General features: G+C 63.1%; 25 protein-coding genes and 1 pseudogene. 5 read left to right on the plus strand and 21 right to left on the minus strand.

Features of this window, described 5'->3' with window-relative positions; genetic code table 11:
• Positions 1–42: 42 nt before the first annotated feature.
• On the minus strand, positions 43–552 hold the full coding sequence (locus tag M5E06_RS36045) for a hypothetical protein (RefSeq protein WP_252138822.1): 510 nt from the start codon (positions 550–552) through the stop codon (positions 43–45).
• Positions 553–1,698: 1,146 nt separating this feature from the next.
• On the opposite strand from M5E06_RS36045, the gene M5E06_RS14880 reads away from it, so the two are divergent.
• Positions 1,699–5,115, plus strand: a complete 3,417-nt coding sequence (locus M5E06_RS14880) for a DEAD/DEAH box helicase (RefSeq protein ID WP_252139353.1) — start codon at positions 1,699–1,701, stop codon at positions 5,113–5,115.
• Positions 5,116–6,021: 906 nt separating this feature from the next.
• Here M5E06_RS14880 and M5E06_RS14885 read toward each other — a convergent pair.
• The 5 genes from M5E06_RS14885 to M5E06_RS14905 all read right to left on the minus strand — a co-directional run bounded on the left by M5E06_RS14885 (position 6,022) and on the right by M5E06_RS14905 (position 10,177).
• Positions 6,022–6,441 (minus strand): transposase, encoded by a 420-nt coding sequence (locus tag M5E06_RS14885; RefSeq protein ID WP_252138823.1) that lies wholly within the window; start codon positions 6,439–6,441, stop codon positions 6,022–6,024.
• Positions 6,442–6,599: 158 nt separating this feature from the next.
• Entirely contained in the window at positions 6,600–7,514 is a 915-nt protein-coding gene (locus M5E06_RS14890) for a ParB/RepB/Spo0J family partition protein (protein WP_252138824.1), read from the minus strand.
• Complete coding sequence (locus M5E06_RS14895; RefSeq protein ID WP_252138825.1) at positions 7,501–8,529, minus strand: AAA family ATPase; 1,029 nt, start codon at positions 8,527–8,529, stop codon at positions 7,501–7,503. The genes M5E06_RS14890 and M5E06_RS14895 overlap by 14 nt, the downstream gene beginning before the upstream one ends.
• Positions 8,530–8,778: 249 nt before the next feature.
• A complete protein-coding gene (locus M5E06_RS14900; protein WP_252138826.1) occupies positions 8,779–9,378 on the minus strand; it encodes a hypothetical protein in 600 nt (199 codons plus the stop codon).
• A 10-nt stretch (positions 9,379–9,388) separates the two neighbouring features.
• A complete protein-coding gene (locus tag M5E06_RS14905; RefSeq protein WP_252138827.1) occupies positions 9,389–10,177 on the minus strand; it encodes a helix-turn-helix domain-containing protein in 789 nt (262 codons plus the stop codon).
• Positions 10,178–10,915: 738 nt separating this feature from the next.
• Here M5E06_RS14905 and M5E06_RS14910 point away from each other — a divergent pair.
• On the plus strand, positions 10,916–12,214 hold the full coding sequence (locus tag M5E06_RS14910) for a plasmid replication protein (RefSeq protein WP_252138828.1): 1,299 nt from the start codon (positions 10,916–10,918) through the stop codon (positions 12,212–12,214).
• A 136-nt stretch (positions 12,215–12,350) separates the two neighbouring features.
• Here the strand turns inward: M5E06_RS14910 and M5E06_RS14915 are convergent, their stop codons facing one another.
• On the minus strand, positions 12,351–12,773 hold the full coding sequence (locus tag M5E06_RS14915) for a MucR family transcriptional regulator (protein WP_353654331.1): 423 nt from the start codon (positions 12,771–12,773) through the stop codon (positions 12,351–12,353).
• Between M5E06_RS14915 and M5E06_RS14920 the strand changes: the two are divergent.
• Positions 12,745–12,887: pseudogene (locus M5E06_RS14920) on the plus strand (transposase domain-containing protein); the annotation flags it as partial. The gene M5E06_RS14915 and the pseudogene M5E06_RS14920 overlap by 29 nt on opposite strands.
• 23 nt (positions 12,888–12,910) lie before the next feature.
• Here M5E06_RS14920 and M5E06_RS14925 read toward each other — a convergent pair.
• From M5E06_RS14925 to M5E06_RS14960, 8 genes are all read right to left on the minus strand, one after another.
• Positions 12,911–13,426 (minus strand): transposase, encoded by a 516-nt coding sequence (locus tag M5E06_RS14925; RefSeq protein WP_353654341.1) that lies wholly within the window; start codon positions 13,424–13,426, stop codon positions 12,911–12,913.
• A 77-nt stretch (positions 13,427–13,503) separates the two neighbouring features.
• Complete coding sequence (locus M5E06_RS14930; RefSeq protein WP_252138829.1) at positions 13,504–14,001, minus strand: helix-turn-helix domain-containing protein; 498 nt, start codon at positions 13,999–14,001, stop codon at positions 13,504–13,506.
• Between the two features lie 85 nt (positions 14,002–14,086).
• On the minus strand, positions 14,087–14,470 hold the full coding sequence (locus tag M5E06_RS14935) for a hypothetical protein (protein WP_252138830.1): 384 nt from the start codon (positions 14,468–14,470) through the stop codon (positions 14,087–14,089).
• 13 nt (positions 14,471–14,483) lie between these two features.
• Positions 14,484–14,729: a DUF4167 domain-containing protein gene (locus M5E06_RS14940; RefSeq protein WP_252138831.1), complete on the minus strand. Its 246-nt coding sequence runs from the start codon at positions 14,727–14,729 to the stop codon at positions 14,484–14,486.
• 83 nt (positions 14,730–14,812) lie between these two features.
• Positions 14,813–15,340, minus strand: coding sequence for a hypothetical protein (locus M5E06_RS14945; RefSeq protein WP_252138832.1), 528 nt, complete (start codon positions 15,338–15,340; stop codon positions 14,813–14,815).
• Between the two features lie 504 nt (positions 15,341–15,844).
• Entirely contained in the window at positions 15,845–16,774 is a 930-nt protein-coding gene (locus M5E06_RS14950) for a replication protein RepA (protein ID WP_109156425.1), read from the minus strand.
• Positions 16,775–17,078: 304 nt separating this feature from the next.
• Positions 17,079–18,149 (minus strand): IS630 family transposase, encoded by a 1,071-nt coding sequence (locus M5E06_RS14955; RefSeq protein ID WP_252138833.1) that lies wholly within the window; start codon positions 18,147–18,149, stop codon positions 17,079–17,081.
• A gap of 184 nt (positions 18,150–18,333) precedes the next feature.
• Positions 18,334–18,891 (minus strand): TrbI/VirB10 family protein, encoded by a 558-nt coding sequence (locus M5E06_RS14960; protein WP_353654332.1) that lies wholly within the window; start codon positions 18,889–18,891, stop codon positions 18,334–18,336.
• A gap of 746 nt (positions 18,892–19,637) precedes the next feature.
• On the opposite strand from M5E06_RS14960, the gene M5E06_RS14965 reads away from it, so the two are divergent.
• Positions 19,638–21,326 carry a methyl-accepting chemotaxis protein gene (locus tag M5E06_RS14965; RefSeq protein ID WP_252138835.1) on the plus strand — a complete coding sequence of 563 codons (1,689 nt, stop codon included), beginning with the start codon at positions 19,638–19,640 and terminating at the stop codon, positions 21,324–21,326.
• Positions 21,327–21,446: 120 nt separating this feature from the next.
• On the opposite strand, the gene M5E06_RS14970 is transcribed toward M5E06_RS14965, so the two are convergent.
• The 6 genes from M5E06_RS14970 to M5E06_RS14995 all read right to left on the minus strand — a co-directional run bounded on the left by M5E06_RS14970 (position 21,447) and on the right by M5E06_RS14995 (position 25,265).
• The gene (locus tag M5E06_RS14970) at positions 21,447–22,646 is read right to left on the minus strand and encodes an IS256 family transposase (RefSeq protein ID WP_252136941.1); all 1,200 of its coding nucleotides are present in this window, start codon (positions 22,644–22,646) and stop codon (positions 21,447–21,449) included.
• 281 nt (positions 22,647–22,927) lie between these two features.
• A complete protein-coding gene (locus M5E06_RS14975) occupies positions 22,928–23,443 on the minus strand; it encodes a transposase (RefSeq protein ID WP_353654342.1) in 516 nt (171 codons plus the stop codon).
• Between the two features lie 42 nt (positions 23,444–23,485).
• Positions 23,486–24,019: a helix-turn-helix domain-containing protein gene (locus M5E06_RS14980; RefSeq protein ID WP_252138837.1), complete on the minus strand. Its 534-nt coding sequence runs from the start codon at positions 24,017–24,019 to the stop codon at positions 23,486–23,488.
• Positions 24,020–24,161: 142 nt separating this feature from the next.
• On the minus strand, positions 24,162–24,545 hold the full coding sequence (locus M5E06_RS14985; protein WP_252138838.1) for a hypothetical protein: 384 nt from the start codon (positions 24,543–24,545) through the stop codon (positions 24,162–24,164).
• Between the two features lie 13 nt (positions 24,546–24,558).
• Positions 24,559–24,798 (minus strand): DUF4167 domain-containing protein, encoded by a 240-nt coding sequence (locus M5E06_RS14990; protein WP_252138839.1) that lies wholly within the window; start codon positions 24,796–24,798, stop codon positions 24,559–24,561.
• A 161-nt stretch (positions 24,799–24,959) separates the two neighbouring features.
• Positions 24,960–25,265 (minus strand): SpoVG family protein, encoded by a 306-nt coding sequence (locus M5E06_RS14995; RefSeq protein WP_252138840.1) that lies wholly within the window; start codon positions 25,263–25,265, stop codon positions 24,960–24,962.
• 32 nt (positions 25,266–25,297) lie between these two features.
• Here M5E06_RS14995 and M5E06_RS35570 point away from each other — a divergent pair, with 32 nt between their 5' ends.
• Positions 25,298–25,429 carry a hypothetical protein gene (locus M5E06_RS35570; protein WP_286208818.1) on the plus strand — a complete coding sequence of 44 codons (132 nt, stop codon included), beginning with the start codon at positions 25,298–25,300 and terminating at the stop codon, positions 25,427–25,429.
• Positions 25,430–25,609: the final 180 nt, after the last annotated feature.

Below are 25,609 nucleotides of genomic sequence, written 5' to 3' on the forward strand. Positions count from 1 at the left end.
TCGCCCGCGGCCGAACGTCCTCCCGCGTTCGTCACCAGCCGGTCAGGAAGGCATGTGCCCGATGGCCCGCTGCACCTCGACGACAGGGTTGGCATCGCCGAAGCTGTGCCGCTCCATAATCGTCTCGATCTCAGCGAAAGTTGCTGCATTGATCTCGACGATCGTCCGCTCGACACCACCGTTCGTTGGCCAAGTCGTCACCGTCGCACAGTCGCGCCAAACTTCGACCGCGGTGTTGTTGTAGAAGCAGCCACCATCGCAGTCGGGCACGCCACGCTCGGTACCAGTAACATCTTCGCGATCGCTAGGATGCCCGACCTCGTCCCCGAGTGCGCAGCCCGCCGCCGGTTCAATCGACTGGTCGCCCTCGATGCCGTCCGCGAGTTGGCAGGGCGAACCACCGCCCACCTCTACGGGCTCTAAGTAAGGGACCATGGCACCGCCTCCCGAAAAAGCCGCCGATAACCTGTCGTTCGACCGGGCCTTGGCCAATTTACCGCCCGAGCGGCAGTGGCGGGAGTGGATGAGTCGGGTTGAGGCGGTGATCTTCACTTCGCCCTTCGGTGCCCCGGACGATGCGCCCCACCGCCTATCGCCAGCCAGTGACCCGGCGTGATCTTGAGCGCCTGCTCGGCCGTACTATCGATGCCGACGCCGTCAGCCGCCCGCGTACGGCGGGGCTCGCCGACGCCGTTGTACTCGACGTCACCCCGACCCGGGCGCCGGCCTCACCGGACGCCGTGGACCGAGCGCCGCTCCCACTGGCCCGGCGGCCCGGCGGCCCGGCGGCAAACCCGCTCTGACTCACCGGCTCCCTGACCGAAATGGCCAATACGTCGGCCCATGTGACTGCAAGGATCCACGCCATGACATCCCACGATGATGAGGCGGTCCTACCGACACCACACGCTAATTGTCGGAAGAAGGGGCCGGGATCAGCAGAACGCGCCGCCCTATGCGAGCGCATGTCGTCGCAAGAAAGCTTCCCGCCCCATGGCGGTGGTTTCAATCCATTGATGAACCAGACGGCTACGGTGAAACAGTGGGCAAACTCTCAATAAAAAGCGAAAGATATACGAACTAAAGGAGTAAAAACCAAATCCTCAACGTCGGTCAGCTAATCTTAGGCCTGTTTGTTTGCAGTCACTCACTTCAGGTAAAGGCTATGCCACTCGGAGCGCTGTAGCCATCCGGCTTGGCTTTGATCAGGGCAAAGGGAGACCGTGCGGGTTGCCCGGTGAAGGGGTTGTAATTTACACGCGTCGCATACTCTCCGTTTCCAGCCTACATCGCTCCGGTTCCATCCTCCCAAACTTCGCCGACCGCCTCACCATAAGTTCCCTGAGGAGCATGGTAGTATTTACGGTTTCGTTCACGCATTCGGCCCCCCATCAATTCTGTGCCGTCTATACACTGCCCCGGCCCCAACCACATTTGGGAGTGTCACATATTGCACCGACGCGGCTTGCGACCGAGGAGTTGGCTGCGGATAATGCGCCACCTTCTTTCATTGCAGGGCGTCCGTTCCAACCACATCTGGACACGTGCGAGGAGACGTACCGCGTGCTTTCCCCCTCTGACCTCCGCCGCTTTATCGATGCCGGCTCGCTCGAACGGGGCCGGCACTATTGGGCTGACGGCCGCGTCCAGACCATTGAGGCGCAACGGCGCCGAGGGGATGGCTGGACCGTGACGTCAATGGTCCGGGGCTCGGGTCGCGCGCTCTACGGCCAGGACATCACGGTGAAACTCGTCAATGGCGTGCTGCGGCAGGTGGAGGGGGTGTGCGACTGTCCGGTGGGGTACAATTGCAAGCATGTCGCCGCAGCGCTGCTGGCCTGGGCAGAGCGCAGCGCCACCGCCGCCGGCCAACCGTCTGAACGGCCATCCTCCGCTCGGTACGCCCCGTCATTGCCGTCGCCGTCGGCTGTTGCCGTTCAGGACAAGACGCCGCCTGGGGAACCCGGGCTCTCGGCTCCGGTGAAGGATTTGCTGTCGCGGCTGACGGCGGCGGTGCTGCGTGAAACCGCAGAGCAGTATGCCGACACCGTCCGTAAACGGCTGCTCTTTGTCCTGCACCTTGATGACACCCCCTCCGGCGACCGCAGGCTCCTGCTCCGTATCCTCTCGGCCACCTTGCGCAAGGATGGCCAGTTCGCCAACGATGACAAGGCCTATGATGCCTATCAGTTTGGCACGCTGAATTCGGCGAAGTTCGTCACCCCGGCCGACCACGCGGTGCTGAATGCCGTGTCGCGCAACGCACAAGCCGGTCCGCACGGGTTCCTGCTGTCGGCCGACGTCGCTCCTTGGCTGATCGAACGCATGCTGCCCACTGGCCGGCTCTATTGGCAGGATTTCCGCAGCGGCAGAGCGCTGCGCTCAGGCCCTGTCCTGACCGGAACGCCGCGTTGGCAGACCGACGGCGCCGGCCGCCAGCGCTTCACCATTGCGCTCCAGCCGAACACCGTCGAAGCGCTGCCGGCCATCGTGCTGCCGACGGTGCCGCTGCTCTATGTCGATCCCACAAACGCCATCTGCGGTTCTGTCGAGGCCGCGACGGTGTCACCGCAGATCGCCGTGGCGTTGTTGACGGCCCCGCCGCTACCGCCGGGCGAGGTGGCCGCCTTCCGGGCTGAGGCGGAACGGCTCGGCGACCGGCTGCCAGTGCTGCCGGACGCCCCGGCGCGGACCGAACATCGCCGTATTGTGCCGCGGCCGGTGCTGCGGCTGAGCATGGCCCGGCCGGCGGGGCTGTCCTCCTTGTACCCCTCGGCCTATGGGATGATGGGGATGCCCGAACTCCCGGTCGCCGACCTCCATTTCGACTATGCCGGCACCCGGCTGCATTGGAAACGGCGAGGACCGCCGCTGCAATGGATGGAGGACGGTGTCCTCGTCATCGCCAAGCCTCAGCCGAAAGAGGAGAAGACGGCGATCAAACGACTGGTGGAGGCTGGCCTCGCCATCCCGCCACTGCCGCTCAGCGTCGGTGGCGCCTCACCGGTCCGCGACGAGCTGTTCGCCGCCCCCGGTGACGACCTCGATGAACGGTCGATCTGGTTGAGCTTCTGCCATTCGGTGCTTCCCGACCTGCGGGCCGCCGGCTGGATCATTGAGATCGCTCCCGATTTCCCCTTCGAGGTCCTGGAGGCGCCCAAGGACTGGGCGTTTGAGATTGAGGATGGCTCCGGGATCGACTGGTTTGGCCTGTCGCTTGGCGTCGACATTGGCGGTGAGCGCATCGATCTGCTGCCGGTGCTGCGCGAGGTGATTGATGCGCTCGCCCGGATCGACCCGGACCTGCTCGACGATGAGTATTTCGACGACGAGGATGCCGATGGAGAGGAGGGCGCCGCTAGGACGGATGGCCGGACGCCGGGGCTGGCGGCGGTGCTGGAGCAGTTGGCGCCTTCCGGAACAATGTTCGTGCGAATCGGCTCCACCCGCTACATCCCGCTGGAGGTGGAGCGGGTGGCGCCGATGATCGGCGTGCTGATGGAGCTGTTCGGCCTGCAGCCTGGCGGCGGCGAACTGCGCATTGGCCGGTCCCATCTGGGCGACCTGTCGGCGCTGGAGGAGGCAGCATCGGCTGCCGGCATCCCGCTGCTCGGCGCCGACGCCGTCCGCGGCATGGCCAAGACCCTGCGCGAAGCGGGCGGCGTGCCAACGGTGCCCCCACCACAGGGGCTGCACGCCACCTTGCGCCCCTACCAGCAGGCGGGGCTCGACTGGCTGCAGTTCCTCGCCGCCCACGGTTTCGGCGGCATCCTTGCCGACGACATGGGGTTAGGAAAGACCTTGCAGGCGCTGGCCCATCTGCTGGTGGAAAAGGAGGCTGGCCGGCTTGACCGCCCCAGCCTGCTGGTGGCGCCGACCAGTGTGCTCGGCAACTGGCGCGCGGAGGTGCAGCGTTTCGCTACCAGCTTGCGCACGCTGGTCCTGCACGGGCCCCAGCGCAAGGCGGCGCAGGGTTCGTTGACCGAGTACGACTTGGTGGTAACCTCCTACGCGCTACTGCCGCGCGACCGCGCGGTGCTGGAGGCCCAGCCATGGCACCTAGCGATCTTCGATGAATCGCAATATCTCAAGAATCCCATTGGCCAAGCGAGCAAGGCGGCACAGGCACTGGAGGCACGCCAGCGCCTCTGCCTGACCGGTACGCCGGTGGAAAACACTCTGGACGAGTTGTGGGCGCTGTTTGCCGTCAGCGTGCCCTCGCTGTTCGGCGACCGCACTGGCTATCGCCGGACCTTCCGCACCCCCATTGAAAAGCACGGCGATGCCGATCGCCAGCGCGTGCTGGCCCGCCGCGTTCGTCCCTTCCTGCTGCGCCGGACCAAGGAGGAGGTGGCGGCGGAACTGCCGCCCAAGACCGAAATCCTGGAAGCGGTGGAGCCTGGCGGCGGCCAGCGCGACCTCTACGAGACCATCCGCCTGACCATGGACCAGCGCGTGCGTGACGAGGTGGCGCGCAAAGGGCTGGCCCGCAGCCGCATCACCATCCTTGATGCGCTGTTGAAGTTGCGGCAGGTCTGCTGCGATCCGCGGCTGGTGAAGCTCGAAAGCGCCTGCAAGCGGGTGGCAAAGGGGGCGGCGTCGGCCAAGCTGGAACGGCTGTTGGAGATGCTGCCGGAGCTGCTGGCCGACGGTCGGAGCATCCTGCTGTTCTCGCAGTTCACCTCGATGTTCGACCTGATCCGGCCGGAGCTCGACCGACTCGTCATCCCCTTCGTCGAACTGACCGGTGACACAAGGGACCGCGAGACCCCAGTCCGGCGTTTCCAGGCAGGCGAGGTGCCGCTATTCCTCATCAGCCTGAAGGCCGGCGGCACCGGGCTGAACCTGACCGCCGCCGACACGGTGATCCACTATGATCCCTGGTGGAACCCGGCGGTCGAGGATCAGGCGACCGACCGCGCCCACCGCATCGGCCAGGACAAGCCGGTCTTCGTCTACAAGCTGGTCACCAGCGGCACAGTGGAGGAACGGATGGTACAACTCCAAGAGCGCAAGCGCCGGCTGGGGGAGGCGGTTTACGACCGGGGCCAGACGGCGGAGGAACTGCTGACCGCAGACGACCTCGATTTCCTCCTGGCTCCTATCGACGGGTGACATCGGCGAACGGATGAGACGCCGAACGCTCTCACCTGACCACACCTTGCTGTGTCGAAAGCTTCGCCGTCTAACGGTATGATGCTCATCTGACGGGTATCATGGAGAATCATCTGTTGTACTTTGCGCGGCTGGCCCACGCTGTGGCGCGCCGCGCGCTTCCCTTACGTCTGAGCAAGTACGTCCGCCCTGCCTGCCGCCCCTCCGGCCTGTTTGCCGCTCTGCTCGTCAAGGAGCATCTTCGCCTGAACCACTGCGGCGTATAGGATCTGCTGCGGATCTCGGCGCAACTCCGCCGCCTATTCGCCTTCCTGATCGGCCTTCGGTGCAGCCGGTAGAACGAGCCGCTGGCCTGGGTGGCTGGTGGCGCCATGTAGAGATGGTCGATACCCCTTTTTTGGCGAAGTCGAGATCAACCCACGCGCCTTACCACGTCGCCTGCTGGCGCCACTTCAGGCCTTCTCGGATGACGATCTCGCTGATCCGACTGCGGCGCATAGCGCCCCCTGCTCGCTCGGATAGGCGACCCGGCGATCCAGCGTCCAGGTTGCAAAGGGCAGGCCCAGCTTGGATGGGCAGGTCAGGGAGGCGGCGATGACGGCGCGGCGCGGCCGAATTGGTCGGTGGGCACCTGGTGCGCACATCCTCCTTCAGCCCATCCAGGCCACATGCCTTGAAGCGGTTCAGCCTGAGCGCACCGTGTTGCCGCATAGGTCCATGCGGGTCGCGCTCTGCTCCGCTTTCAGGCCGCTCATGGTATGTGCGATAATCTGGGCACGCCGGACCAGCCCAGCTCCGAGAGTGTGCGAGCGTGTGATCCCCCCTACACGTCCGTCCGCTCGTCCTCGCTCAACTCCCGCAGTTGAAGCGTCCTGGTCCGGCTCCCGAACCGATGCCGATGCCCCCTCAACAGGTGCGAAAGTCCAGTGTTCTCGGGCCATTTGGTGGATGCACCGCTAAGGGACAGTTCTCGGACGTCAGTAAGCGATTTGCGATGATGAAAATGGCCGCCGCGGTGAGCAAGGCAAAGTTAATGCGCCCCAACCGATCCTGTTGTCGATCCAGGCGTTTGTTGGCCTGCAGCCAAGTGCGGGCATGCTCGACGAGGCAGCGGACTTTTCCCTGCCCAGAGCCGTGAGGCTCGTCGATCTTACTGATGTGTGGCTGAACCCCATGGCATAAAAAGAACCAGTGTTTGTCGGCGCTGTCATAGCCTGTTTCGGCGTACAGCCTGCTGAGAGCGATGCAGACAACCTGAGCCAAGCGCAGCAAGTCCGGAACGAACTTGGTGTCATGCACGTTGGCGGGCGAAGGGACTACCGCCACCGGCGTGGCCGCCGGGCGAGACGGCCACGTGGTACTTGGTGCCAGATTTGCCACGGTCGGTCAGGTTCGACCGGGTTGGGTCACTTCTGGAGCTAGGTTGTCGCTGTTCCACAGTGGAACGCTATGCCCTGTTGGGAATAGCGTTCCACTGTGGAACGCTAACCTTTCGTCGCCCCTTCGATCACCGCGTTGAGGTCATCCCGCAACTGTTTGAGCATCTCCAAATCGCTGTTCCACAACGGCCTCGGCTCAAAGCGAAGGGCACTCAGGACCTCGTGCGCCTGCTGGATGCGGCGGGCAAGCCGTTTCGGAAGGGCGCTGAGAGCAACATCCGGATTATCACCCCGAGCCCCAGCTTGAGCGGCGGGGTCGAGGTCATTACCCTTATCGTCCCTCTCGGGAGCAGAGGGCGAAAGCAAGGCCGGACCACCAATGGCGGACTTGATAGCGTCCCACATCCGGCCCTGCGCATCGACATCTTCGATTTCCGCGATGGCCCAAAGTTGCTTTTTGGTCGGCTTGTGCAGATGATACTCGTCGCGCACCACCCGCGGCAGTTTCAGCAGCAGGAGAGCGCGGGAAATCTCCGACTTGCTCTTGCCAAGAACTCGGCCAAGGACAGCATAGGAGTAGTCGAACTTCCGCCGCAAGCGCTCGATAGCATCGGCCTCCTCGAAGGGATCGAGGTCGCTGCGCTGGACGTTTTCCAGAAGAGCGAGTTCGTCGTCGTCACCGGTCACGGTGACCGCCACGATTTTCTCCAGCCCGATGATCTTGGCGGCGCGCAGACGTCGTTCGCCGTAGACCAGCTGGAAACGTCCGTCATCAAGCGGCTTGATGCCGATCGGCTGGACCAGTCCCTTTTCGCGCATGGAATTGGCCAAGCCTTCCAATTCCTCGGCATCAAAGTGCCGCCGCGGCTGACTAGGATTGGGAACGATGCGCTCGAGGGGCACCTCGACCACACGTCGGTCGGTGGGGCTGTTGAGGCCGAAGGTCTGCGCCACACGATCCTCCTCGGCGGACGCGAGAACCGCCGTCACCCCTTGCCTGCCAAACTTACGCGACGACATGGGTCGCCTCCACCATCTGCTTACGCTTCTCCACGACTGCAGCGACCACCTCCTCGTACACCGCCATGCCCGGCGCGTCCGGCAGGGCCTCAGCCACGGTGCGTCCTGCGGCGGCGGCCTGGGCGTAGACGGTCGCCCTAGGCATGGGCGGGAAGATGCGCAACATCTTGCCGAAAATCCGATGCATGTCCTCAAGCGAGGCACGGTCCTGGACGAGCCGGTGATCGTACATCGTCGGCAGCAGCCCGATAACGGATAAGCGCGGGTTGGAACGCCGTTGAATGGCGTCGATGTTCTTCAGCAGGAACTCCACTCCTGTCACCGAAAAAGCTTCCGTCTGGCAAGGGACGACGATGCAGTCGCCAGCGGTGAGCGCATTGATGGTAAGCGCGCCGAAATGGGGTGGGGTGTCGATGACGATGAAGTCATAAACACGGCGCGCATCCGTCAGGATTTCGCGTAACGTGAAGTCGCTGCCTGGCTTGCCGAGCAACTCCGTTTCGGCATCACCAAGTCGCATACCCGACGGAACGACGTGAAGGCTGCCCTCGCCGGTCTGCACCGTACTCTCCGCGAGGGTGGTCGCACCCGGCGAGTCCAGCATCGCCGCGCGCAGCGGCGTGTAAAGCGTCTGGTTGATCTTGTCCTGGTGAATGGGGTTGAGGCCGAAGTGCATTGTGGCGTTCGCTTGCGGGTCAGAATCGACGAACAACACCAAATATCCACGCTGCGCCAGCCCGGCCGCGACGTTGACGCTCGACACCGTTTTTCCTACACCGCCCTTCCGGTTGGCGAACACAAGCGTCAGCGCCGGACCATGATTGATTTCCGGGCCGGCCACCTCTTGAACGAGAAAGCGCGCGACCTGCCCCGGAATTTTTTCGCTGTTGCTCTCCCAGCGGCTGATCTTGGAGCGGTCGTAGCGACGCTGCAAACGCTCGTTCAGCCAAAGTGCGAAATCCGGCTGCGTCAGTCCGCGCCGCTCCCGGAACGCCTTCATATCCTCGCCGCGCATGATCCCCCTCCGACAACCGACATCTCTTCCTCATAGGCGGCGGTCGATCATGCCGTCAAGCCTTGGCGGAGACGGTCCTGGTGCATCAACACCCGTCAACGACAGCAGCTCCAATGCAGCCTTGCTCATTGCGTATGCGGAATGAGTGATGTTGATGGCATCTCGCGCTGACAGCACCTGGTTTGCATCAACATCGGGATTTCTGCTGAGGTCACCTAGGCTGCCTAAGCCCGTTCCGAATCAGCCGCGTTATGGAAACCGGCGCCCCTCCGCCAGCCCCATCTTGGGCGTGGAGCCCTGGAACGCACGGATGATCTGTCGAAGCCGTTGCGCCATGGCGCGCTCGTTGGCACAGGCCTCCTCGCACAGCGTTCGCATCTCGGCGATGCTTGGCCTCCACTTCCTCGTCCGGCGCCATGTGCGCGCGGCCGCATCGATGGCCCAGGCCGGAAACTCGCCGAGATCCTCCACCCAGTCAATCGCCACCAACTGCTCGACATCGGGCGTCAATCCTTTGGCCGGGAAGTGGGACAGCAGCGCCAGCACACGGCCGAGCAGGCGATCGGGCTCAGCCGGTACCAGAACGGAATCTTCCAGGTCGTTCAGGACCCGCTGTGCCATGCCGGCCTGGCGGGCTGAGACGGTCGGCGGCGGTGACCAGATTTCCTGAAGCCTCTCGAAGCCGTTGTCACTGAAACACGGTCGCTGTTCCAGCCGACCCGAGGCCATGACCTGCTGCAATGTCTCCGGGAACGCGGCGATGAGGAGCCTGTGGCGCTCAGCCGGCGCCATTGCGGGATCGAAAGGCAGCGGCGAACGGTCCGGCAGGGGCATTACGGCGGCGGACATCAAACCCTCCTCAGGAGCGGAAGCTGGGGTGGGTGCCTTTCAACCGTGCGGCGACGGCCATCCAGGCGCTGACTCGCTGTTCAGCGGCACTTTGGCGAGGATTGCCTGCGGTCGCGCCAGCGGCTCCGGCAGGCATGGCGGCTTTCCATGCCGGTGCCCTTCCGGCCGCCGCATCCTGAGCCAGCCAAGCCCGCCAAGCGGCTGAGATGTTGCGGTACCGGTAGCCATGTGCTTTGCAGCGCAGCACGAACCCCTCGACATGGCGGCCGAGGTCGACGGCGCCGAAGCGGCTCCCGGCCCAGACCATGTCATCGGCAGTCGGCATCCAATCGGCAGGCACGTCGCGCATCGGCCCGCGCTCGCCCGAGGCGAGCGAGTCTGGATTCTGTTCGGACTGGAGGTGTTCTTGACTCGCTGACGGACAGGGGGCGTCCACCAGGGAGTCATCCCTGTCGTCTGCCTGAACAGGGCAAACCGCGCCCTTTGCGGCCAATGCCTCCTCTCGCTCAACGCGCAGCCGGTACAGGCAGGACAACCGGGAGCCGTCGCGGCCGCGGCGGTGCTCGATGCTGACCAAACCGATGTCGTCCAGGCGCTGCAGAATTCGGTTGATCGTCGGGCGCGACCGTTTGAGTTTCGCGGCGAGTGTCGACTGTGATGGCCAGCATACGCCCTGCTCATCAGCGAAAGTGGCGAGCGCCGCCAGGACGGCGAACCCGTCGGCGTCGAGATCGGGGTGGTCGAGCCACCAGGCGGGGATCTTGCCCCAGCGGCTGGTGATGTCGGTCGTGATGGTCATCGGGTGCTCCCGCAAAATCTATGGAACCGGCAGGTGCCGGCGGTCTTGCGGGTAGGATTCCCCAGATGCGCCGGGGTCTCCAAAGCGCGCCCGTCTCCTACCGAGAGGTAGCAGGCGCGCTCGTAGTAGGTCTCAGGCGCGCTTGCCGAGGCCGCAGGCGCATTTCCTACAGGTGGCGGACGCGGACATGAAGGCGTCAGGCGCGGTTACGCCAGCGACTCGGGAAGCATCAAAACGCGCCTGTGTCCTATGGAAACGCCACTGAGACCGACAGCGTTGCCGCATCTTGTAGGTGTCAGGCGCGCTCCCGGTTTGGTGCAGTAGGACACAGGCGCGTTTGAACCCCAACCGTGCAAGAAGGTCACAGGCGCGCTTCGACTCGGTCAACCCTGTCGGTGACAGGCGCGTTCAACGGCCAGAGCCAAACCAGTAGGTCACAGGCGCGTTCTAACGCAGGGTGGCATTTGCAGGGTGTATGGTGCGAGGGACGCCCGATAGGCGTCCTGGCGCGTCGACGCCAACAATGCGAAGGCAAGCCGTTTCTGCTGAAAGAGGCGAGCTGTCCGATTCGGCCCTATGCCGGGCTGTGGTTTGCGCAAACGCGCCTGTGACCTACCGCAAGCGCGTCTGTCGCCAACCGGAACTGCGCCTGTCACCTACCGCTCCGCATGCGATGGCGTTGCACCGGACAGGGGAAGCGACATAGGTTTGAGGTTCAGGATTGCGGAGGGGCACCGGATGTCGGGGCAAATCGTCGTCAGGCAGCGTCGTACAGAGACGCAGGGGCAGACCCTCCAAGGCACGCTGTTCGAACACATCGACGCCGCCACGGGACGGCGGCACAACGTCAACATGGTGTCGCTGTACGACCTGGCTCCCAAGTACGTTTTCGACAGTCCGGAGTCGAAGGCCAACGGGCAGGCGGCGCACAGCCTGGAACCGAGGGACGCCGCCGCTCAGGATGACCGGCTTCCGATGATCCACCGGCAATTCTCCTTTGCTGAACAGATCTACCATCTCACGGTCGTTCCCGCTCGCATCCAACGCCGTGTGAAGAGCAAGGACGGCCGTTTCATTCGCGACACCAGTGGGGCTCACGTGGTGGAGGAGATCGATGCCTACCCTGGCGAGCGCGAACAGATCATCGAGGATGTGATCCGCAAGTTGGCCTCGGATCCGTCACGTCTGTCGGTGGACAACGGCGAAGCGATCCTGCGGTTCTCGCTGTATGAGGTCTGGCAGGAACTGCGCTCCGTCCGACACACCCTGAGCATTCCGGAAATCAAGGAAGCGCTGATGGTCATGCGGCGCTGCACGATTCAGATCGAGCGCCGTGGGCGCCGCAAGGTCATGATGGACTCGGGCATCTTTGCCGGTCTCGGACTGCGGCAGCGTCCCAGTGAGGTGGACGATGCCGATGACGCCTCCATCCTCGATGACGAGAGCAGCGATGCCGAGACCTTCGTGCAATTCAACATGATGCTCCGCGAGGCGATCCGCCGGGTCGACTGGCACTCGATCTCCTATGAAGCCCTGATGAAGATTCGCAACCCGTTCTCGCGCTGGCTCTTCAAGCGCATTGCGGAAACGCTGAGGCAGGATCCCTCGCAGTCGGTCGTACACATCACCGCCCGCGACATCATTCGTGACTCTGGGATGTCGGAGTGGTCGCGGTTCCGCGACATGCGGCTGCGGATTCACGACGTCGTGAAAGCGCTTGCCGATACGCAGATCGGAGCTCTCGACCGCATTGAAATTGAGGAGATCAAGGAAGGGCGGAAATACGTCGACGTCGAGTACACCCTCTCTCCCTCGCAGTCCTTCCTCGATCAGATCCGGCGGGCCGTGGCGGAGCGCGTCGTCAACGAGCGCGAACTCTCCCTGGTGGTCAACAACGAGGATCTCGACGAAGCAGGACGCCCCAAGCGGTTCGTGCCTGTTACTCCCGAAGTGGCCAGTCAAAGCCGTCGGCGCCGACGGGCTGCGCTGCCCAATGGTGGCGACGGGCAGATCCCTCTGCTGGATGGTGTCAAATAAAGTTGGAGAGTCTTCCCAGTCCACCAAAGCCCCCGATCGATCAGGCTCGGCTTTATTGGGCGCAATCTGCATCGGTCCCGCCGCTCCCGACAATCGCGGGCTATCGCTTAACCTCTCAGCGCCCCGTGATGGGAGGTCAGGCTTTGCGCCTGTGCCCACCTTTGTGCCCAAGCCCCGCCGCCTTGGGGAGTTCGGAACGCGCTGCTGCGTAGGCTGGAGCGGTCGTCGGGTGCTTGTCGGGCAAGCTCCAGCGGAATCGGTAAGTGTCCGGCGTCAGACCGTGGGCAGTGGCCAGATGCCGGCGCAGGGTCGTCTGCTTCCGACCCCACTCCAGGCAGGTGATCGCACTGTTGCTGACCGAGCAACCGCAGGGAAGACTGCACGTATCCGATGAGTGGCCCGAGGTCGCGGTGGGCAGCGTGTTATGGACGACATAGTCGGCGACGATGCGCGCGGCCGGCGCCCGCAGCGTGAGGTCGTCCGTCAGCTCTTCGGTACCGGGTAGGGTGTCTTCCACCTGTCGCCGTCCGTGCGGGGGCGGCCGGCGAGCCGCCATCATGCACAGCCTGGTCACCACCTGCTTATGCCGCATGCGGCATAATCCGCGAAACTCAACGACGTCAATCCCCAGGCGTGGCTCGCCGACGTGCTGGCGCGCATCAATGACATGCCTTAGTGGTGCATCCACCAAGTTGTTTAGGCATTCGGGAGCGCGGCGACGCCCAGGCAGCTCGGCACGCGATGGCGCCTGCGCCTGCCCCAGACGAAGGGGTGCTTGTGCACGGTCCAGTAGGCGGTGGCCCGTTCCACCGCGGCCTCGATCTCGGCCCAGGCATCGAACCGGCGCCCTTTCAGCGCCAGTGAACGCAGCACTTTCCACCAGGGCTCGATGAGGTTCAGGTAGGCGGCGTACTTGGGCTGGAAGACGAACTCCCAACGCGGGTGGGCGAGGTTGAACAGCAGCACGTCCGGGCCGGAGTGGCAGTTCAGGTTGTCGAGCACGGCGTAGACCCGCTCTACCGCGGGGTCGATCCAAGCCTCGACCCGGCCCAGGAAGTCGATCCAATTCGCGGTGGTCCGGCCCTCATAGGTCGCCGTGAGGGCGTCTCCCATGGCCGGGCGGAAGGCGCCGAACACGTACCCGGCCATGTCCCACCGGCCGTAGTCGATCTCCTGCTTGGCGCGCTCGGCCTTCGGGCCGGCGGCCCGGATAGCTCTTGCTCGCCTGCGGCCCCATCTCGTCGAGACAGACGACTACGCAGCCCGTTGGCGGCGCGGTGTAGAGCTGCTCAATCGGCCCCTTTTTTGGCGAAGTCCGGATCAACCCGCTCCCCGAACCACGTCTCCTCCTGACGCCACGTCAACCCCTCCTGGACAAGGATCTCGGCAATGCGGCTGCGCTTCATCCCGATCCCTTTCTCCGACAGGTGGGCCACCAAGCGGTCCAGCGTCCACGACGCGAAGGGCAGGCCCAGCTCCGCAGGCGGGGTCAGGGCGGTGTCGATCACGGCGCTGCGCTCGGCCAGGGTATAGGTGGGCGGGCGCCCCGACCGCACGTCTTCCTCCAGACCGTCGAAACCGCGGGCCTTGAAGCGCTTGAGCCAGTGGCGGACGGTCTCGCCGCACAGCCCCATGCGTTCCGAGATGGTCGGCGCGGTCAGGCCCTCGACCGAATGCAGGACGATCTGCGCCCGCCGGACGAGACCGGCGCCCAACGTGCGCGAGCGTGCGATCATCCTCAACTTCTCCAGCTCCTCGTCGCTCAAGTCTTGCACGCGGATGTCCATGGCCCGGCTCCAGGGCGGTGGGTTTCCCTCACCAACCGCTCCGAAGCCCTGGAGTTCTAATCAACTTAGCGGATGCACCACTAAATCATGCGAGAGGCCCAGGCCCAGAGCCGCCTTGTAAAGCGTTGTCATTATCTGCCGGTTGCCCAAGGCCGAGCTCTTCAAGCAGGTGCTGATACTCGCCCGGCGGAAGGGCGCGCTGATCTTTTGCCATCTGCCGCAGAGCAGCGAGACCGGTCTCGGTGAACCGGGCGCGCAGCCAATGGCCCCCATCATCCTGGAGCTCCAGCAGACCGCGATCCAACATCCCTTGAATGACGGCTCCAGGCTTGGGCTTGCCCTTGTTCGGGCCGGTTGCCCACCGCTTCACTAAGATGCCCATGGCAAGGCGCGGTGCTTGGGCGAAGCGCACCATAAACCCGTTGCGGATCAGGGCCCGCTCCTGTGTGGTTAGGACGGTGTCGGTCATGCTTTCATCTCCGTCAGTCCTGCCCTTGTGACACGCGGAACCAGTGCTCGGCGTACTGGCGACAGAGTTCAGCCTCCACACCATCGCCACTGCGCTCGGCATCGGCTGCTCGAGCAAGCCACTGAGCCTGCTTTTGAACGGCTGAGCCATTGACGCGCACCGGCGCTGGGCGAACACCGGCTGGGCCTGAGCCAGAAGACCGCAACTTGCTGAAAGTCGGTCGGGGTGGGTGGCCGCTTCGGGGGGTGGGAGGTGCCATACAGCCTATCGGGTTGGTTCGAGAACGGGATGAAAGCTTCAGGGGGCCCTAAGAGTGCAACTCAGTCATCGTAGGTTGGCGTCTCACGCCTCGCAGCAGACCCCAGCTTCGATGCAGGTTGCCAACACGATATCAGACAGCGGCTGTTGAAGCTCAACGGGAAAGGTGACGGTGGGGCTCCACTGTCCATCAATATCCCGATGGAACGGCGCGGAAACCGACGTCGCGTAATTCCCATTCATGATCTCTTTTGATACACGGAGACCCCGAACCTTGAACTCGATGCCATGAATGGCAATGGCGACATCGATCAACGCCAGAAGCTTTCCACCAAAAGGGGCCTTTCGGACCGCTATGACTTCAGCAGTGACGGTTTCGATCTCACTCATCATAGTCTCGGAATGATGTTGATAGGCATCCGTGAGAGGCGATGCGCCGGCAAAGGAGGACTGGCTGTAGGCGGTACGCGAAGGAAGGTCGGCATCGAGCGCTGACAAGCAAAGGGAATCGAGTTGGTTGCAGCTGTGCTCCGCCACCACCGCGCGACGATTCACTTGGGTCAGAACAGCAAAATGAGGCTTCCGGAAGTCCGGTATCCGACGGCGCATCATCTGTTCGGCGTTCTTATCAAATTGCTGCGTGGGGATTGCTTCCTTGATGTCCTTGAAGTCCGGCCGTATGGGGTCAATACCAAGTCGGCCACACCGGCCGCGTAGACAAGCGCCTGGCTCTGGCTGCCGGCAACGTCGATGATGACGACGTCGAACGCCTCGCTAGCTGTCTCTGTTTCTTGCACCACTTCATCATCACCAACGACTGGGCGGGGGAAGGGCTGTCCAGCACGGCCGAGGCACTGGGAGAGGTTCTTTGTTGGGATCTGCGTCTTTACACTTTACCGAAACGCCGGCGTCGTGCCAGTGGCTGGCAAGGCACATCGCGAGCGTAGTCTTGCCTGGGCCTCCTTTTGTGGAGGCCGAGACGATGATGCTCACACGGGTCTCCGTAGGCACAGGCAATAAAGCTCATCGGAGAATAGCGCCTGCGTAAAGTGCGCACGCTTTCTGGCTGCAGACTGCCACCTGAGGGGGTAGCGTGGCGAAAACGCCGCAGGCGCCTTACAATACCCCGAGCCTGTCGCGAGATTTGGCGATTGGCGGCGCACTTGGATATAGGGTGATGCTGGTAGATTCCACCTGGACTTTGGCATCAGGGTAGGCCGCCAATGCCATGCGAAGCGCCTCAGTGAAAGCAGGCTTAAAATTGCGCATCGCGTTGAACCCAGCGCCGAACTGGGCCATTAGTGCCGGCCAAGAGACTGGCGTGGGTTTGCTAAGGCTGTGAAGGCGATAGGCGAGCCAAACATAGATATCGATCGCCATGGACTTGTTGCCGATCTCCCGGAGAGCTGTTTCGCTGACCGGCACCGGATGGTCTATCAGGGAGCGGTAGAAGGCGTCGTTTAGGGTTACCTTGTCCTGCCAAAGGGTCGGTTGGTTGTCATCGTTCAGCATTCCGGCTAAATCAAAGTATTCTTCGACAAAGGCACCTTTAGCGACCCGATCGGCGTGGCCGTGATCGGTGAAGAAGGTTAGGCGGCATGCGGAAATACGCCGGGCCTGTTCAGTAACCATCTTATATGTGGCTCCGCCGATGGATGCCATTCCCATGTTCTTCATCCAGCCCTTAAGGGATCCGCCGAGTTCGACTTCACGGCATCGAGTACGGACAGCTTGGGTTTGAAGGTAGATGAGAATCATGCGGGCTTTTGACCCATACGGGATGCCGACCACATTTCCTTGACGGTCACGGCCTGATTCGACCATCAAGGTAATCCGATGGCCCTCACGGCGCCAGAAAGGCTCTATAATGTCCTTGTGAGGTAATGAAGTCAGAGCAAAGCCGGCATGACAAATACCGAGCGTCTCGCTTTCTTCTGCCAAAACAGCAGCGGCGATCTCTAACTGGCGCCGCTCGGCTTTGTCGACGACAAGTTCGCGAGCGGCTTCGAGGCCATGATCAATCAGCAGCTTATGAATGTTCCTCATGTGACCCATTTCCTCATCGACCTGAGGGATCGTCAACGGTGGAATCTACCAGCGCAGGCTATTTGGAGCTATTTGGTTCAACCTATTTGCTTGTCTGGCAGATTCCACTGAGCGACTCGGTACTGTGCTGGTAAATTCCACCCATCTGGCTTTCAGATTCCACTGAGCAACTATACTCCGGCTGCTGGTGCGTTGACCGTCCAGTGGAATCTACCAGCGCGGTTGGCCGAATCGGAGTCTTCTCAGCGGTGGAATGTATCAGCGCATGCGACTCGGGGTTGCCTTCTGTACCTAGTGCACTGACTCATTCAGAAGGTGCAGGAAAACGGCTGAGTTTATCGAGGATGTCGTCGGCTGGCTTGGTCCAGACGAAGGGCTTGGATGCCCTGTTATGCTCGCGGATGTAGCGGGTGATGGCGTCCTGGAGATCGGCCACGGACTTGAACACGCCGCGTCGGATGCTCCGGCGGGTGATGATGGAGAAGAAGCCCTCGACGGCGTTGATCCAGGATGCCGAGGTCGGCGTGAAGTGGAAGACCCATCGTGGATGATCGGCCAACCATTCCAGCACCTTGGGATGCTTGTGGGTGGCGTAGTTGTCGACGATGGCGTGGATCACCTTGCCGACCGGCACGACGCGCTCGACGGCGTTGAGGAACTTGATGAACTCCTTGTGGGTGTGCTTGGGCAGGCAGCGCCCCACCACGGTGCCGTCCAGGGTGTTCAGCGCGGCAAACAGCGTGGTGGTTCCGTTGCGCTTGTAATCGTGCGTCATCGTTCCGCACTTGCCGGGCTTCAGCGGTAAACCCGGCTGGGTGCGGTCAAGTGCCTGGATCTGGCTCTTCTCGTCGATGGACAGAACCACCGCATGGCACGGCGGGTCCATGTAGAGGCCGACGATGTCCTCCACCTTGGTGGCGAAAGCCGGATCGTTGGAGCGCTTGAAGGTACGGATGCGATGGGGCTGGAGGCGGTTGGCCTCCCAAATGCGCTGAACGGCACGCAGGCTGATGCCGATGATCTTGGCCACGGCTCGACCGGTCCAATGGGTGACGGCGCCGGGTGGTTCCGAACACGTCAGCGCCAGCACCTTGGCCACGGTGGCGGTCGGCAGAGGCGCCCGGCCGGGCTTGCGCGTCTTGTCGCGCAACAGCCCGTCGACGCCTTGTTCGGCGTAGCGCACTTGCCAGCGCCACACCGCCGGGCGGCTGACGTCGGCCCGACGGGCCACCTCCAGCACGGGCAGTCGCTCGGCCGAAAGCAGAACGATGTTCGCCCGTTGCGCATGTTTCTGCGGGCGATTGCGGTCAGCGAGGATCGCGGCCAAACGCGCACGATCCTCCGCTCCAATGATAACGCTGACGGTCTGGGCCATGCCGACAGAATCGCACGTTGCCCGCCCGTTGTGAATCCTATGTCTGTGTCAGTGCACTAGCCGGCGGTGGAATCTACCAGCAAACCGGCAACGGCAGTATCAGTGGAATCTACCAGCACCTGGTTAGTTCGTCCGGAAGCCTGAGTGGAATCTACCAGCAAGGTGATGTGACGTACTGTCAGAGTTATCCTGGCCGGGGCGGGATGATCATGTCCTTGGTCACCATGATGGTGAAGCGATAGCCGGGACGGATTTCTAGAGTCGGAGCGACGTTCAGCCCCTTGCGGGCGTACTCTGTGCCGAGCTGGCCCATCTGCTGACCAAGGCTGCCGGCGATGATCTGCTGCGCGTCGTAGCCGCCGCGCTGCTGCGGCTGGGAGAGCTGGACGCCGGCCGAAAAGATCGACAGCGAGAGGGCGTTGCCGAAGGTCCGAACATAGTGGTTGTTGACCTGATCGGAGACGCCGGCATAGCCGCCCTGATCGGCGCCGGACATGCTGCCGAGATCCAGCGACGAGGCGTCGGGGTAGATGATCTGGTTCCAGGCGATCAGCACCCGTTCCTGCCCCATCCCCATCCCGTAGTCGTAGCTGCCGATCAGCATAGAGTCCTTGGGGATCAGCAGATATTGCCCGGTGGCGGTATCGTAGGCATTCTCGCGTACCAGCGCTTTGATGACGCCGGGCAGGTCGGAGTTGATACCGCTTTCCATGACACCAGGGATGATGGCGCCGGCCTTCACCTCATAGGGTGACAGTGCCGCCTCGCGGGTGCCGGCGAGATAGTGCGAAGCGCGCGCCGGCTGCTGATTGAGAAGCTTGGGAGCTGGTGCCGGCGAAACCCTGCCCGGCCGCAGCCGGCTGCTGCATCTATCCGGGCTGAGTGCGGTTGCTGGGGACCGTGGTCGGCGCTTCCAGAGCCGCTTTCAGCGCCGTCCGGGGCTGTTCCTCGACCCGCCGCACTTCGGGTCATACTGCTGCCATGCCCGCATCAGGACGTCATCCTCCGGCGTGTGGCCACCGTTGGCGGTCGGTTTGAGCTCACTCGGTTCCGGTGGCGCCCTCGGCGTTGTGGCGGGGGTGATCTCTGGTGCCACCACTTCGGTGATGCTTCCGCCTTACAAACCGTCCGCTAATTGATGTTTTCAGAACCCAACGAGGCGCGCCGCGACTACACGATTGCCGTAAGCCTTCGAAGATGCAGGGTTCGTGAGATATAGGCGAAGCTGCTTAGGTGCCGCTGACCTGAGCCCGTGCGGATCTATTCGAACTCAGGGAAAGAAATATCGTCTCCTGCGCGCGGGTGCGTCAAATTTGCACGTGACTTAGCCTTAATTCAAAATAAAATCGAGCAACATAGACTCGGAATTTCTATCCCACGGCGGACTTATGCGCAAAGCAGTGGGCGCCCTCAACCATAGCTGCACCTCCGGCCACACCAAGAACGTCGGGGGCTCGGTCCCGACACATCTTTCTCAGGACTTCTGCCATGCGCGCTGCTGACATCAAAATCGCCTACCGGCTCATGAGCGTCGTCGTGTTGGGAGCGATCGGCCTTCTCATCTTCGGAGCCGTGACGTTGGACAACCTCAAGACCAGTATCATTTCTGAGAGGCAAGCGAAGACCAAGGAACAGATAGAGACGGCGACATCCCTGGTCCGCGCGATCGCCGACAGCGGTGTCAAGGCGGGCAAAAGCAAGGACGCCGCGATGGCCGAGGCCATGCAGGCCGTTTCGGCGTTGCGCTACAGCGGGAACCAATATTTCTGGATCAACAGCATGTCCGGCGAGATGCTCATGCATCCACTGAACCCGAAGCTTGTCGGTACCAGTATCCTCGACCTTAAGGACGCACGTGGTCACAACATCTTCGCCGACATGATCGACATCGTCCGCCGGAAGGGAAGTGGCTATTACCATTACTGGTGGCAAACCTCGCAAGACCCGCAGCCACGCGAGAAAGTTTCCTACATCCAGGGCTTACCAGAGTGGAACTGGGTGATCGGCACCGGTATCTACATCGACGACGTCGACGCCGAATTTTGGCAGCAGGCGATGCATCTTGCGGCGATCGGAACCGCCATCCTGGTAGTCACCGGCCTGGGGGCCTTCGCTATCACGCGCGGCGTGACGGCGCCGCTGGCGGCGATGACCGAGCGCATGCACGCGCTTGCCGCAGGACAGCTGACCGTCGCGATTCCCGGCACCGACCGCCGGGACGAGATCGGCCGTATGGCCGCGGCCGTGCAGGTGTTTAAGGACAACCTGATCCGCACGCATGCCTTGGAGGAGCTGGCCAAGGACGTCGCGGAACGCGTCGATCGGGAGCGCAAGGCGGCCATGCAGCAGCTGGCCGATCAGTTCGAAGCGAGCGTCAAGGGTGTTGTTCAGGCCGTGTCCTCGGCAGTGACGCAGTTGCAGTCCAACGCCAAGAGCATGTCGGCCATCGCCGCGGAGACCGCGCAGCAGTCCACGTCGGTAGCGTCTGCGACCGAGCATGCAGCGGCCGATCTCCAGACCGTGGCCGCGGCATCGGAGGAGATGAACAGCTCCATCAGCGAGATCGGCCGGCAGGTGACCGAAGCTTCCCGCATCTCGAAGGAGGCCGTGGGCGAGGCGGAGCGCACCAACGCCACGGTCGAGGGGCTGGCGGTCGCCGCTCAGCGTATCGGCGATGTCGTCAGCCTGATCCAAAACATCGCCACCCAGACCAACCTGCTGGCGCTCAACGCCACCATTGAGGCGGCGCGAGCCGGAGAGGCGGGCAAGGGCTTCGCGGTGGTGGCGAGCGAGGTTAAGCAGCTCGCAAACCAGACCGCCAAAGCCACGGACGATATCGCCGCCCAGATTTCCGAAATCCAGACGCAGACCGGCGGAGCAGTGGAAGCGATCCGTAGCATCAGCCGAACCATCATACAGGTGAATCAGATCTCCGGCACGATTGCCGCCGCGGTCGAGGAACAGAGCGCCACGACGGCGGAGATCGGGCGCAATGTCCAGCAGGTGGCGCATGGCGCTCAGGAGATGAATGGCACCATCATGAGCGTAAGCCAGGGTGCGGCCGAGGCCGGTACGGCATCAGGTCAGGTCCTCTTGGCCGCCAATGAGCTGTCGCGAATGGCAGAGCGTCTGCAAAGCGAAGTCGACGCCTTTACAGCGCAGGTTCGGGCTGCCTGACCAGTTCGCGTTCCAGTAGGCCCAGCAAGGGGCCTGCTGCGCAGAGTGAGGATCGTGTCCCTGGCCGTGGTGTAGGAGCGGAGAGGCGCTCATGGTCTCCGGGTGGTCTGGCCGGGATTGTCAGGCGGCCACAGCGGGCAGGCTGACGAGGGGATCATCGCCGAGTGGGGCGATGGTTTCCAGCGTCATGTAGCGCGCCCTCTGGACAGCCCATTCGTCGTTCTGTTCCAAGAGGATGGCACCAATGAGGCGCGTAATCGCCTCCTCGTTCGGAAATATGCCGACAACCTCGGTGCGTCGCTTGATCTCGCCGTTGAGACGTTCAATCGGGTTTGTCGAGTGGAGCTTGGCCCGATGCTCCTTGGGAAAGGTCATGAAGGCCAGGACGTCTTCCTCCGCCTCGTCCATCAGGTCGGCTAGCTTCGGCAGCTTTGGACGGACCTGATCAGCCACTTGCCGCCACTGCGTTCGGGCGGATGCCGCATCGTCCTGTGCGAAAGCAGTGGCGATGAAGGCCGCCACGACGCGCCGGCCGCTTTTGCCGGCATGGGCAAGCGCCGTCCTGGAAAAATGCACCCGGCACCTTTGCCACGTCGCCTGGAAGACGCGGGTGACCGCCGCCTTGATGCCGCCATGGGCGTCGGAGATCACCAGCTTGACGCCGCTCAGCCCCCGGCGTTTCAGCTTGCGCAGGAACTCGATCCAGAAGGTCTCGGCCTCCGACGGGCCGATGTCCATGCCCAGGACCTCGCGGCGGCCGTCGGTGTTGACCGCCACCGCGATGGTGACGGCCACCGAGACGATGCGCCCGTTCTGGCGGACCTTCACGTAGGTGGCGTCCAGCCACAGGTAGGGCCAATCGCCTTCGATGGGACGGCCAAGAAAGGTCTTCACCCGTTCGTCGATCTCCTCGCACAGCCGGCTGACCTGGCTCTTGGAGATGCCCGACATCCCCATGGCCTGGACCAGATCGTCGACCGAGCGGGTCGAGATGCCCTGGATGTAGGCCTCCTGGATCACCGCGGTGAGCGCCTTCTCGGCCATCCGCCGCGGCTCCAAAAAGCCGGGGAAGTAAGACCCCTTGCGCAGCTTGGGAATGCGCAACTCAACAGTGCCGGCGCGGGTCTCCCAGTCGCGATCCCGGTAGCCGTTACGCTGGACGAGCCGCTCGGCAGACCGCTCGCCATGACCGGCCCCGGTCAGGCCCTGCACCTCCAGTTCCATCAGCCGTTCGGCGGCGAAGCCGATCATCTCACGCAGAACATCGGCATCCGCGCCCTTCTCAAGCATCGCGCGAAGCGCCATCATCTCGTCGGTCATCGTGGTCACCCTCGGTCGAGGTTGTGTTGTGGTGACCAGACTCTACCGAAGAACCACGATGACCGCCCGCTGTGGATAACCGGCCCGCCTACGCCAGCCATGGGAGGGCGCTGCGGCGGGCCGGTTCCCCACAGCTCCTACACCACCCCGTGGGGCACGACCCAGAGTAGTGTTACGGAATGCTACCGGAGCCATCTCCAGCCCATCAGCCGCAGGTTGGTGGGCGAGGAACGCTGGGGAGTTCTGGGGACGGTGCCTAAGTGGTGCATCCACCAAATTGTTTAGGCATTCGGGAGCGCGGCGACGCCCAGGCAGCTCGGCACGCGATGGCGCCTGCGCCTGCCCCAGACGAAGGGGTGCTTGTGCACGGTCCAGTAGGCGGTGGCCCGTTCCACCGCGGCCTCGATCTCGGCCCAGGCATCGAACCGGCGCCCTTTCAGCGCCAGTGAACGCAGCACTTTCCACCAGGGCTCGATGAGGTTCAGGTAGGCGGCGTACTTGGGCTGGAAGACGAACTCCCAACGCGGGTGGGCGAGGTTGAACAGCAGCACGTCCGGGCCGGAGTGGCAGTTCAGGTTGTCGAGCACGGCGTAGACCCGCTCTACCGCGGGGTCGATCCAAGCCTCGACCCGGCCCAGGAAGTCGATCCAATTCGCGGTGGTCCGGCCCTCATAGGTCGCCGTGAGGGCGTCTCCCGTGGCTAGGCAGAAGACGCCGAAGACGTACCCGGCCACGTCCCGCCGGCCGTAGTCGATCTCCTGTTTGGCGCGCTCGGCCTTTGGGCCGGCGGCCCGGATAGCTCTTGCTCACCTGCGGCCCCATCTCGTTGAGACAGACGACTACGCAGCCCGTCGGCGAGGCGGTGTAGAGCTGCTCAATCGGCCCCCTTTTTTGGCGAAGTCCGGATCAACCCGCTCCCCGAACCAAGTCTCCTCCTGACGCCACTTCAATCCCTCCTGCACGAAGACCTCGGCGATGCGGCTGCGCTTCATCCCGATCCCTTTCCCCGACAGGTGGGCCACCAAGCGGTCCAGCGTCCACGACGCGAAGGGCAGGCCCAGCTCCGCAGGCGGGGTCAGGGCGGTGTCGATCACGGCGCTGCGCTCGGCCACGGTATAGGTGGGCGGGCGCCCCGACCGCATGTCTTCCTCCAGACCGTCGAAACCGCGGGCCTTGAAGCGCTTGAGCCAGTGGCGGACGGTCTCGCCGCACAGCCCCATGCGTTCCGAGATGGTCGGCGCGGTCAGGCCCTCGACCGAATGCAGGACGATCTGCGCCCGCCGGACGAGACCGGCGCCCAACGTGCGCGAGCGTGCCATCGTCCTCAACTTCTCCAGCTCCTCGTCGCTCAAGCCCTGCACGCAGATGGCCATGCCCCGGCTCCGGGTCGGTGGGTTTCCCTTACCAACCGCTCCGAAGCCCTGGAGTTTCAATCAACTTGTCGGATGCACCACTAAGTAGAAACAGGCTACGGAGGTGTAAAGAGGGGGAGCCCTGTTGGTCTTTCTCTCTCCCTCACGCGATGGGTGTCGAGCCAGAGAGGCCCGAGGACGCGACGTTGTGATCTGCTGGCTGCGCGCGTCCGAGTTCGTCCAGGACATGCTGGTATTCGCCCGGTGGCAACGCGCGTGGATCCTCCGCCATGTGCCGCAAGGCAGCGAGGCCGGCCTCGGTGAACCGCGCCCGCAGCCAATGGGCACCGTCATCCCGCAGCTCCAGCAGTCCACGGTCCAGCATCCCCTGAATGACCGCTCCGGGCTTGGGCTGTCCCTTGTTCGGCCTGGTCGCCCACCGCTTCACCAGGATGCCGTTTTCCAGCCGAGGGGCCTGGGCAAAGCGCACCATGAATTCGTTGCGGATCAAGGCCCGCTCCCGTGGCGTCAAGGTGGTGTCGCTCACCGGTTTATCTCCCTCAGTCCTGTCCGCGTGAGACGCGGAACCAATGTTCGGCATACTGCCGGCACAGTTCCGCCTCCACGCCATCTCCGGTGCGCTCGGCATCAGCGGCCCGGCCAAGCCACTGGGCCTGCTTCTGGACAGCCGATCCGGTGACCCGGATCGGCGCAGGACGGACTCCACCGGCACCGGCAGACCGTGCCGTGCTGACCCTGGGTTGAGACGCTTGGCCACTGCGGGGGATGAGTGCTGACATCTAACCTATCGGGTGTCTTGGAGAAACTAAAGGGACGGCTTGGACGATCCAATGACGCTCCTCAGCCATCGAGCATTTGCGCTTTCGTGACTTGGCGTCGCCAGAGTCTATCACACCGTCGATGGTCCTGGCGGCGATCTATGATCTCGAGTGTCCGTGGGTCAGGCCTCCTGACAAACACCCGCGTCAATGCAAGCCGCCAAGACAATGTCGGTGAGCGGCTGATGAAGCTCCTCGGGAAAGGTAACCGTCGGGCTCCACTGTCCATCAATGTCCCGATGAAGGGGCGAGGTGACAGAGGTGGCATGATTGCCATCCATGATCTCTCTCGAAACGCGGAGGCCTCGGACCTTAAATTCGATGCCGTGAATGACAATGACGACGTCAACCAACGCGAGAAGCTTCCCACCAACAGGAGCTTTTCGAACCTTGATGACTTCGGCCAGGACTGTCTCTGTCTCGCTCATTACAGTCTCAGGATGCTCTTTACGGAGTGTTTATGCTGGATGCTGCTGCGTTGGTCAATGCTCCCGACCACCAAACCGACAGCTCCCTGCCGTTCAACGGCGCCCCGTTTGTCAAGGGCAGCGGTGGCTGGACCTTCGACATCATCAAAACCCGAGCCGAGTAGGGCGGCCCCATAAAGCCCGAATAGCACTCAGGACGGTGGATCGGCGCCCAACACCAACCAGCATCTGTATTCGGTCATCTTGTTGCTTTATCGAAGGAGAACGCTTGTTGGACGGTTCTCCATCGGCATCGATACTGGTCTACCCTACATAGGAAACTCTTCAAGCTAATCAGAGATATA

The sequence above is a fragment of the Azospirillum sp. A1-3 genome (assembly GCF_023806445.1).
In the GTDB taxonomy this organism is placed as follows: domain Bacteria; phylum Pseudomonadota; class Alphaproteobacteria; order Azospirillales; family Azospirillaceae; genus Azospirillum.